This is a genomic window from Pseudomonas sp. 22490 (genome assembly GCF_052044465.1).
Classification (GTDB): domain Bacteria; phylum Pseudomonadota; class Gammaproteobacteria; order Pseudomonadales; family Pseudomonadaceae; genus Pseudomonas; species Pseudomonas aeruginosa.
The window spans coordinates 23,172-30,991 of sequence record NZ_JBQENS010000054.1 but is presented as its reverse complement, the minus strand read 5'-3'; the positions used below and the strand labels follow the sequence as shown (position 1 = coordinate 30,991).

Genomic DNA, 7,820 nt, shown 5'->3' with positions numbered 1-7,820 from the left:
ACCTGGCCGCCACGGTTGTCGAGATCGCCACGGGTCTTGACCACGGCGCGGTCCCGGCTCTGCAACAGGCCGTCCTGGCGGTTGTCCAGGCTGCTCGCCTCGACCCGCAGTTCGCCCTCGGCGAGCAGCTTGCCGCCACGGTTGTCCAGGTGCCCGGCGTCGACCCGGACGGTCGCCCCCTTCAGGCTGCCGCCCTGGTTGTCCAGCGCCTGGCTCGCCTTCGCTTCCAGCGCGCGGCTGGCCACCAGGCTGCCGGCGTTGCGCAGGGTGCCGCTGCGCAGCTCGAGGTCGCCGCGCGCGTTGCGCCGCTCGTCTGGCTCGACGCCGGCTTCGATCACCCCGGCGTTGTCGATATGCGCCGCCTCCAGCGCGATGCGTTCGCGCGCCGCCAGGCTCTGCCGGTTGACCAGTTCCTCCGCGCTGCGGATCTCGGCGCTGCCACCGGCGTAGGTCTTGCCGTTCAGCTCCACGGCCTGGGCCGCGATCTTCAGGTCGCCCTGGCTGGAGGCCTGGGCCAGGCTCAGCTTGCCGCTGGCGTCGATGCGGATGTCGCCGCCGCTGGCGGCCATGTCGCCGGCCAGCCGCACCCCCACGCCCTGCTCGGTGCCGACCAGGCGGATCGCCCCGGCGTACATCCCGCCCAGCGCCGAGCTGTCGATCGCCAGCTGCGGCTTCTCGCTGCCATCGGCGGCGCGCGGCGTGGCCTGCAGGCTGTCGGCCTGGACGTCGTTGCGGCCGGTGACGATGTTGAGGTTCTTCGCGTAGAGCTTGGCGTTGAGCTTGGCGCTGCGGGTGATCAGGTCGAACTGTTCGAGGTTGCCGACGTTCAGTTCGGCGCCTTCGACGACGATGTCGCCGCCGTCCACCTGGAAGCGCTCCAGGCGCTGGCCGTCCATGATCGGCTTGCCGGTGGTGAGGGTCGCGCGCGGCGTGTTGATGAAGCCGCAGCCCTGGCAGGTGATGCCGTGCGGGTTGGCGACGATCACCCGCGCCGACTGCCCGGCCACCTCGGTGTAGCCGGCCAGGGTGCTGCGGTTGCCGCCGGTGACCTGGTTGAGGATCACCTGCGCCGCCTGGCCCTTGAGGTTGGGGTTGCCGAGGATGATCCCGCCGAGCTGGGTACCCTGGGTCTTGCCGGTGGCGTTGTTGAGGATCAGCCCGTTGGCGCCGACGTTGTAGTCGCGGAAATGGTTGTTCGACAGCCCGGCGCCGTTGGGCGTGGCGATATTGACGATGGGCACGCCGTTGCCCGCCTGGCCCAGGCCGGTGTTGCCGCCGGCGGCCTTGTCCAGCGCCAGCCCCGCCGCCGCGGCGACGATCGGGTTGAGGAACAGGATGCCGGCCAGGGACAGGGCGATGCACTGGTTCAGCGGGCTGCGGATGTCCATATCGTTACTCCTTGGCGGGTAGGGGCCCGGCGAGGTTAAGCAAGGTTTTCCAAGGAAAGGGCCTCGATGCAGGTAGGCGCTTTCCTAAAGCGTTCAGGAGGTCGCCGCGTCTTCAGAAGAACGCGTCGACCCGGAAATAGATCGGGTGCTCGCGCCGCTCGATGGCGCTGGGCCGCTCCAGCGAGCGGGCGAAGCCGACGCTGGCGGCGAAATAGCGGCCGCGGGCATCCAGTTCGATGGCGTTGCCGCTCATGCGCCCGCTGGCGCCGTCGTTGTAGCGGTCGTGGCGGATCACGCCGACGTCGTAGGCGAAGGCCACGCCGTATTCCTGCAGCCAGGGCCGCAGCGGCGCCCACTCCACCGCGCGCCGCCAGCGCAACTGGTTGCGCCAGTAGCCGCCGCTGTCGCCGGTCAGGGTCTGGTCCTTGAAGCCGCGCACCGAGCTGTTGCCGCCGAGGCTGATGCGCTGCGGGCTGAACAGCACGTCCTCGCTCCTCTGCCCGGTGGCCAGGCTGTCGAAGCTGAAGCGCTCGCCCCATAGCTGGAACGGCTGCAGGTAGCTGAGGGTCAGGCTGTACTTGTCGTAGCGCGCATTCGGATCGCCCGCCTGCGGGTGGCCGCGACCCTGCGCGCCAAGGGCGCCGATGCCCTGCTGCCAGCCGAGGTCGAGGTTGACGAAGCCGCTGCCGATCCGCCGGCCATGGTTGAAGCCGAGCTGGGTCTCGGTGATCCGCGTGCTCTGGTCTTCCAGGCGGGTGTCTTCGACATAGTTGTTGGTGCGCTGGTGGCTGAGCCCCAGGCTCATGGCGGTCTTGCTCACACCGTCGCGGTGCAGCACGCGTTCGGCGCGGAACTGGTGGCTGCGGCTGTCGCCATCGAGCTTGAAGGGGAAGCCGCTGGCCTCGTTGCGCGTGCGGTAGTCGCTCTGGCTGTAGCCGTAGGTGAAGGTCCACCAGCCCCAGGGCAGGCTGTAGAACAGGCTCTGGCTGTCGGAATGGCGCCAGCGGTCGGTCACCGCGTCGCGGTTGGCGCGCAGGTTGAGCTGGTCGGCCAGGCCCAGCGGGCTGTCCCAGTCCAGGCCCAGGCCCATCTGCTGCTCGCCGGTGCTGACGTCGCCGTCGTTGTTGCGCGTGGCGGAGACCCGCCAGGGCTTGTCGCGCTCGCCCTTGAGACGCACCCGGCTGCCGCCGACCTCGCTGCCGGGCACCAGCTCCAGTTGCGCCTGGCGCGACGGCAGGCGGCTCAACTGGTCGACCAGTTGCTCCAGCTCGCGCAGGTCGAGCAACTCGCCGGTCCTGCCCGGAAAGCTCATCGTCAGTTCGCGCGGGCTGGCCAGCGCGGAGCTGTCCAGGCCCTCCAGGCGGCCTTCGACGACGATGATGCGCAGGGTCCCGGAGGCCAGGTCCTGCTGTGGCAGGTAGGCACGGGTGGTGACGTAGCCGCGATCCAGGTAATGGTCGGTGACGGCCTTGAGCAGCGCATTGAGCTGGCCGACGCCCAGGCAGCGCCCCTGGTAGGGCGCCAGCAGTTGGCGACGCGCGCTTTCGCCGAGGTGCCCGGCGCCTTCCAGCTCGATGCGGCGGATCTCGAAGCAGCGCTCGTCGCCGCCGGAGGCATCCGCAGCGGCGGGCGCTCCCTTGCCGGGCAGTTGCTGGAGTTCCTCCAGGCGCTTGCGCTGTTCGTCCAGCAGGCGCTGCTGGCGGTCGCGGATCAGGTCGCGGTCACCGGGGGAGGTGAAGGGGGCGGCGCTGGCAAGCAGCGGCAGTAAAACCAAGCCAGCGACAACCGCTCGATAGCTAGAACGCAACATCCGATGTCCTGAGAGTTCCCTTCAATATCCACCGCATAGCTAAACGACATGGGCGTGTTGAGGGGGGATTAGTCCAAAAGTAGGAATGCTAATCCAAACAGGGACAGGAGGGAATGGCACTTTGCCTTCATTGCGTCGTCCTGGCTGTACGGACGTTTCAGGATCGATGCGATGTCGTCATTTTCGTAATGGGAAGGACCTATCGGTCTCCAGGCAGCGCTCGGCCGGGTTCTGGTGAGCTGATTATTTGCGCTCGTGGCCCGGCAGAAAGAAGCCCCGCCAAGGCGGGGCTGCTTTGACGCAGACTCGAATTCACTTCACCGGCAGGTCCTTGCCCCACAGGCGCACCGCCTTGATCCCTTCCGCGCCGCCTTCGAAGACGAAGGTCTGGCGGATGCCGGCCTTGGCCGGGACGGTGACGTCGTCGGGGTTGGCGAGGGCGACCAGGGCGTTGGAGTAGCCGTCGTTGTCGATCACCAGCAGCGCGCCGGTCTGGGTCAGGTTGATCAGGCGCACGGTGGCGTCGCTGTCGTTCTTGAAGCCGAGGGTGACGGCCAGTTGCTGGTCGCGCGGCTCGGTCTTGAGCACTTCGACCTGGCCGATCTCGGCGAAGCCGGCGTTGTCGGAGACCACCTTGGCGCCATCGGCGCCCTGGGCCGACTGGCGGCCGCTGGTGATGCCCTCGCTGACCCCGCCGAGGAGGTTCTTGCCGGTCTCGATGGCCGAGGACACCGCGGCCTTGGCCGCATCCTTGACCGAGCTGCCCTCCTCCGCGGCCACGGCGCTGCCGGCGGCCAGGGGCAGGAGCAGTCCCAATGCGGCGATCCTTGCGTTCATTCGTCCATCCTCTGGTGGTGTGGGAGGCAGCCAGACTAACAGCCGTCTAGCGGCCGTTCCAGTGGCGCGCCCGGCGCTTGCGCCACCAGATGTAGACACCGGTCAGCGACAGCCCGGCGATGGCCAGGCCGAGGGCGGCGATGGCGATGCGTCCCGGCAGGCCGGCGATGCGCCCGCCGTGGATCGGGTACTGCAAGCGGTAGAAACGCTCTCCCCAACTGCCCTGCCCGGCGACTTCCTGGCCTAGCAGGCGGCCGTCGCTGCCGTGGAAGAACAGCCAGGACTTGCCCATGGGGTCGTCGTGGTCGCCGAAGCCGGCGCCGAAGAAGTTGTATTCGAAGCTGTAGTACAGCTCGCCGATCGGCTCGGCGATGCCCAGCCGCGCCGCTTCGACGCTGGCCAACTGGAAGGTGCGGTCGTAGTCCAGGCGGGTCTCCCCCAGTTGCTCCCTGGGCAGCCGCCCGCGCGCCTCGTAGACGCTCGGTTCGATCGGCGAGAACAGCGATACCAGCGGCTTGAACACCTGGCTAGGCAGGTTCAGGGCGACGCTGCTCAGCGCCACCGGCGCCAGCAGCAGCCAGAGCCAGAGGCCGCCGGCGCGATGCAGGTCGAAGTTGAAGCGGTAGGCGTTGCCGCGCTTGATCTTCCAGGCGGTCGCCCACTTGCTCCAGAACGGCCGGCCGCGCGGCAGGGTCAGCCAGGCGCCGACGAAGCAGTCGAGGAACCAGAACATCGCCACCCCGCCCATCAGGTACAGGCCCCAGTTCCCCGGCAGGGTCAGGTTGTGGTGGAACTCCAGGACCCAGGGAACCAGGTTCGCCGGCTGGAAGCAGCAGGCCGCCCAGAGGCGCTTGCCGACTTCCTCGCCGCTGACCGGGTCGAGGTAGAACACGTCGTGCTCGACCTTGGCGCCGGCCTCGCGCGGCACGGTGGCGAGCAACGCCGGATGCCCGCCCGCCTCGGGATACTCCATGTACCACACCAGTTGTCGCGGATAGCGTGACTCGACGCGTTGCACCAGGCTGCCCGGGGAAAGGCGCTCGCCGCCCTCGCCCACGGCGTAGAAGCCGGGGTTCAGCCATTCGTCGATTTCATGATGGAAGGCCAGCAGGCTGCCGGTGAGACCGGCGAGGAAAAGGAACAGCGCGGTAGCCAGACCGACATAGCGGTGCAGCAGGACCAGGACGGGGCGCATGGGGGCTCCAGGTAACCAGGGTACGGCCGGCGACGCCGGCGAATGCCCGGCGCGTACGTCGCGCGCCGGGCTGCTTGGCCGGTACCGCGGCGCTGGCGCCGGGGCCCGGGTGGACGGTCAGAACTGGTAGTTCACCGTCGCGGTGACGTTGCGCTTCTCGCCGAAGTAGCAGAAGTCCAGGCTGTAGCAGGACGCCACGTAGTCCTTGTCCAGCAGGTTGTTGGCATTGAGGCTGACGTCCAGGCCTTTCAGGCCGAGCTTGCCGAGGTCGTAGCCGATCCGCGCGTCGACCAGGGTGTAGTCCGGCACCCGCAAGGTGTTTTCCTTGTCCGCCCAGGTCTCGCCGACGTAGCGAGCGCCGCCGCCGATGCTCAGACCGCTGAGCGGGCCGGCGTCGAAGGCATAGTCGGCCCACAGCGAAGCCATGTGCTTGGGCGCCTGGTTCGGCGTATGGCCCTGGTTGCCGTCCAGCGACTTGGTGTAGGTGATGTCGGTGTAGGTGTAGCTGCCGAGCAGTTTCAGGTTGTCGCTGAGCTGGGTATGGGCCTCCAGTTCGAGCCCCTGGGAGCGCACTTCGCCGACCGAGGTGTAGAAGTTGTCCTGGGGTTCCTTGGAGGCGACGTTTTCCTGGGTGATATGGAACAGCGAGGCGGTGTAGAAGCTGTTGCTGCCCGGCGCCTGGAACTTCAGGCCGAGTTCCCACTGCTTGCCCTCGGTGGGCGCCAGGGGCGTGCCGGAGGCGTCGGAATAGGCGTTCGGGTTGAACGACTCGGAGTAGCTGACGTAGGGCGCCAGGCCGTTGTCGAACAGGTACAGCGCGCCGATCCGCCCGGTGAATTTCTCCCAGTCGTCGTCGGCCTTGCTGCCGGTGCTGCGGTTCTTGTCGGTGACGCTGACCCAGTCCTGGCGCAGGCCGAGCGAGAAGCGCCACTGGTCGATGTCGATCAGGTCCTGGAGGTAGACGCCGGTCTGCTCCAGGCGGCGGGTGTGGTTGTCGTCCGGGAAATAGCTGATGGCGTCGTCGCCGTAGACCGGGTTGAACGCGTCCAGCGCCGAGGCCGAGCCGGAACGCCAGTCGACCACGGTGCGCCGGCGCTGGTAGTCGAGGCCGGTGAGCAGGGTGTGGCGCGCCGCGCCGGTGGCGAATTCGGCCTGCAGCATGTTGTCGACGATATACGCCTGCAGGTGCTCGCGGGCGCCGCTGAAGTAGCGGTTCAGCTTGTTCGGCTCGCTGGCGCTCCAGCCGTAGGCGTAGACCTGCGACAGGTCGACGTCGGAGTCCAGGTAGCGGAAGTTCTGCCGCGCCGACCAGACGTCGTCGATGCGGTGCTCCAGCTGGTAGCCGAACATCCGCTGGGTGCGGTCGAAGTCGTCCTTGCTCGGCTCGCCATCGAAGAACTCGCGGGAGATGTGCCGGCCGTTGTGGTGCGACAGGGTGCCGTCGGCCGGTACGCCGCCGTGGTAGCCCCCGTTGGGATCGTGTTGCAGGTAGCCTTGCAGGGTCAGGGTGGTGTCGTCGCTGAAGTCGATGGCCAGGGTCGGGGCGATGGCGTAGCGCTCCTCCTTGACGTGATCGAACTGGGTGTCCGAGCCCTTGCCGAGACCGATCAGGCGGTAGGCGATGCGCTTCTCCTCGTCGAGCGGCCCGCTGAAATCGAAGCCCATCTCCTTCTGGCCCATGTTGCCGATGCTGCCGGTGATCTGGCGGTAGTCCTCGTACAACGGCTTCTTGCTGGTCAGCGCCACCAGGCCGCCCGGCAGGCTACGGCCGTAGAGCACCGAGGACGGCCCCTTGAGCACATCGATGCGTTCGAGGAAGTACGGGTCGACCTGCATCGAGCTGAAGGTACCGCTGTCGCCCATGGCCTTGAGACCGTCGAGGTAGATGTTGTCCACGCTGTTGTCGGCGAAGCCGCGCATCACCACGTAGTCGTAGCGGTTGGAGGCGCCGACCTGGCCGGTGAAGATGCCGGGGGTATAGCGCATCGCCTGCTGCACGGTCTTGGAGGCGGTGTCGTCGATCTGCTCGCGGGTGATCACCGAGACGGTCTGGCTGGTTTCCAGCAGCGGCTTGCTGGTCTTGGTGGCGATCTGGCTATGGGTGGCCAGGTAGCCATCGGTGCTGCCCAGGTTGTTGCCGAGGGCGAAGACCTCCACCGCCTGCATGTTCAGCACATCGCCGTCCTTTGCCGGCGCCTCGCGCAAGACGAAGCTGCCGTCGCCCTGGTCTTCCGCTTCCAGCGGGGTGTCGGCGAGCAGCCGGGCCAGGCCCTGCTGCACGGTGAAACTGCCGCGCAACCCCTGGGAGCTGTAGCCACCGGTCTGCGCCGGAGTGGCCGAGAGGGTGATGCCGGCTTCGCGGGCGAAGCGGTTGAGCACGTCGCCCAACTGTCCGGCGGGGATCGCATAGGGCCGCGCCTGTTCCGCCGCCGCTTCGGCGGCCGAGGCGCAGAGCGGCGCCGCGCCGGCCGCCATGGCCAACGACAGCAGGGCCGCGCGCACCGAACGGCTCAGGCGCGAGGCGCGGGGGAAATCGAGGGACGACGGGGCATTGCGGAGGACGACGGCGGTGGCGGTCATGAACGGGATC

Annotated in this window: 5 protein-coding genes; all 5 read right to left on the bottom strand. The window is 68.1% G+C overall.

Features of this window, described 5'->3' with window-relative positions:
- The coding region (locus ACTJJX_RS33455; protein WP_023124198.1) for a filamentous hemagglutinin N-terminal domain-containing protein at nt 1-1,388 on the bottom strand (1,388 nt) is incomplete at its 3' end.
- 112 nt (nt 1,389-1,500) lie between these two features.
- A complete protein-coding gene (tpsB1, locus tag ACTJJX_RS33450) occupies nt 1,501-3,198 on the bottom strand; it encodes a two-partner secretion system transporter TpsB1 (protein WP_023082404.1) in 1,698 nt (565 codons plus the stop codon).
- 312 nt (nt 3,199-3,510) lie between these two features.
- The gene (locus ACTJJX_RS33445; RefSeq protein ID WP_003120098.1) at nt 3,511-4,035 is read right to left on the bottom strand and encodes a hypothetical protein; all 525 of its coding nucleotides are present in this window, start codon (nt 4,033-4,035) and stop codon (nt 3,511-3,513) included.
- 46 nt (nt 4,036-4,081) lie between these two features.
- Nucleotides 4,082-5,230 (bottom strand): PepSY-associated TM helix domain-containing protein, encoded by a 1,149-nt coding sequence (locus ACTJJX_RS33440; protein ID WP_003089766.1) that lies wholly within the window; start codon nt 5,228-5,230, stop codon nt 4,082-4,084.
- Between the two features lie 117 nt (nt 5,231-5,347).
- Nucleotides 5,348-7,810 carry a ferrioxamine receptor FoxA gene (gene foxA / locus ACTJJX_RS33435; RefSeq protein WP_003113289.1) on the bottom strand — a complete coding sequence of 821 codons (2,463 nt, stop codon included), beginning with the start codon at nt 7,808-7,810 and terminating at the stop codon, nt 5,348-5,350.
- Nucleotides 7,811-7,820: the final 10 nt, after the last annotated feature.

What these genes read in the sequence shown, in the direction of transcription:
- tpsB1 (WP_023082404.1), bottom strand. Translation starts at nt 3,198, where the DNA reads ATGTTGCGTTCTAGCTATCGAGCGGTTGTCGCTGGCTTGGTTTTACTG.
- ACTJJX_RS33445 (WP_003120098.1), bottom strand. Translation starts at nt 4,035, where the DNA reads ATGAACGCAAGGATCGCCGCATTGGGACTGCTCCTGCCCCTGGCCGCC.
- ACTJJX_RS33440 (WP_003089766.1), bottom strand. Translation starts at nt 5,230, where the DNA reads ATGCGCCCCGTCCTGGTCCTGCTGCACCGCTATGTCGGTCTGGCTACC.
- foxA (WP_003113289.1), bottom strand. Translation starts at nt 7,810, where the DNA reads ATGACCGCCACCGCCGTCGTCCTCCGCAATGCCCCGTCGTCCCTCGAT.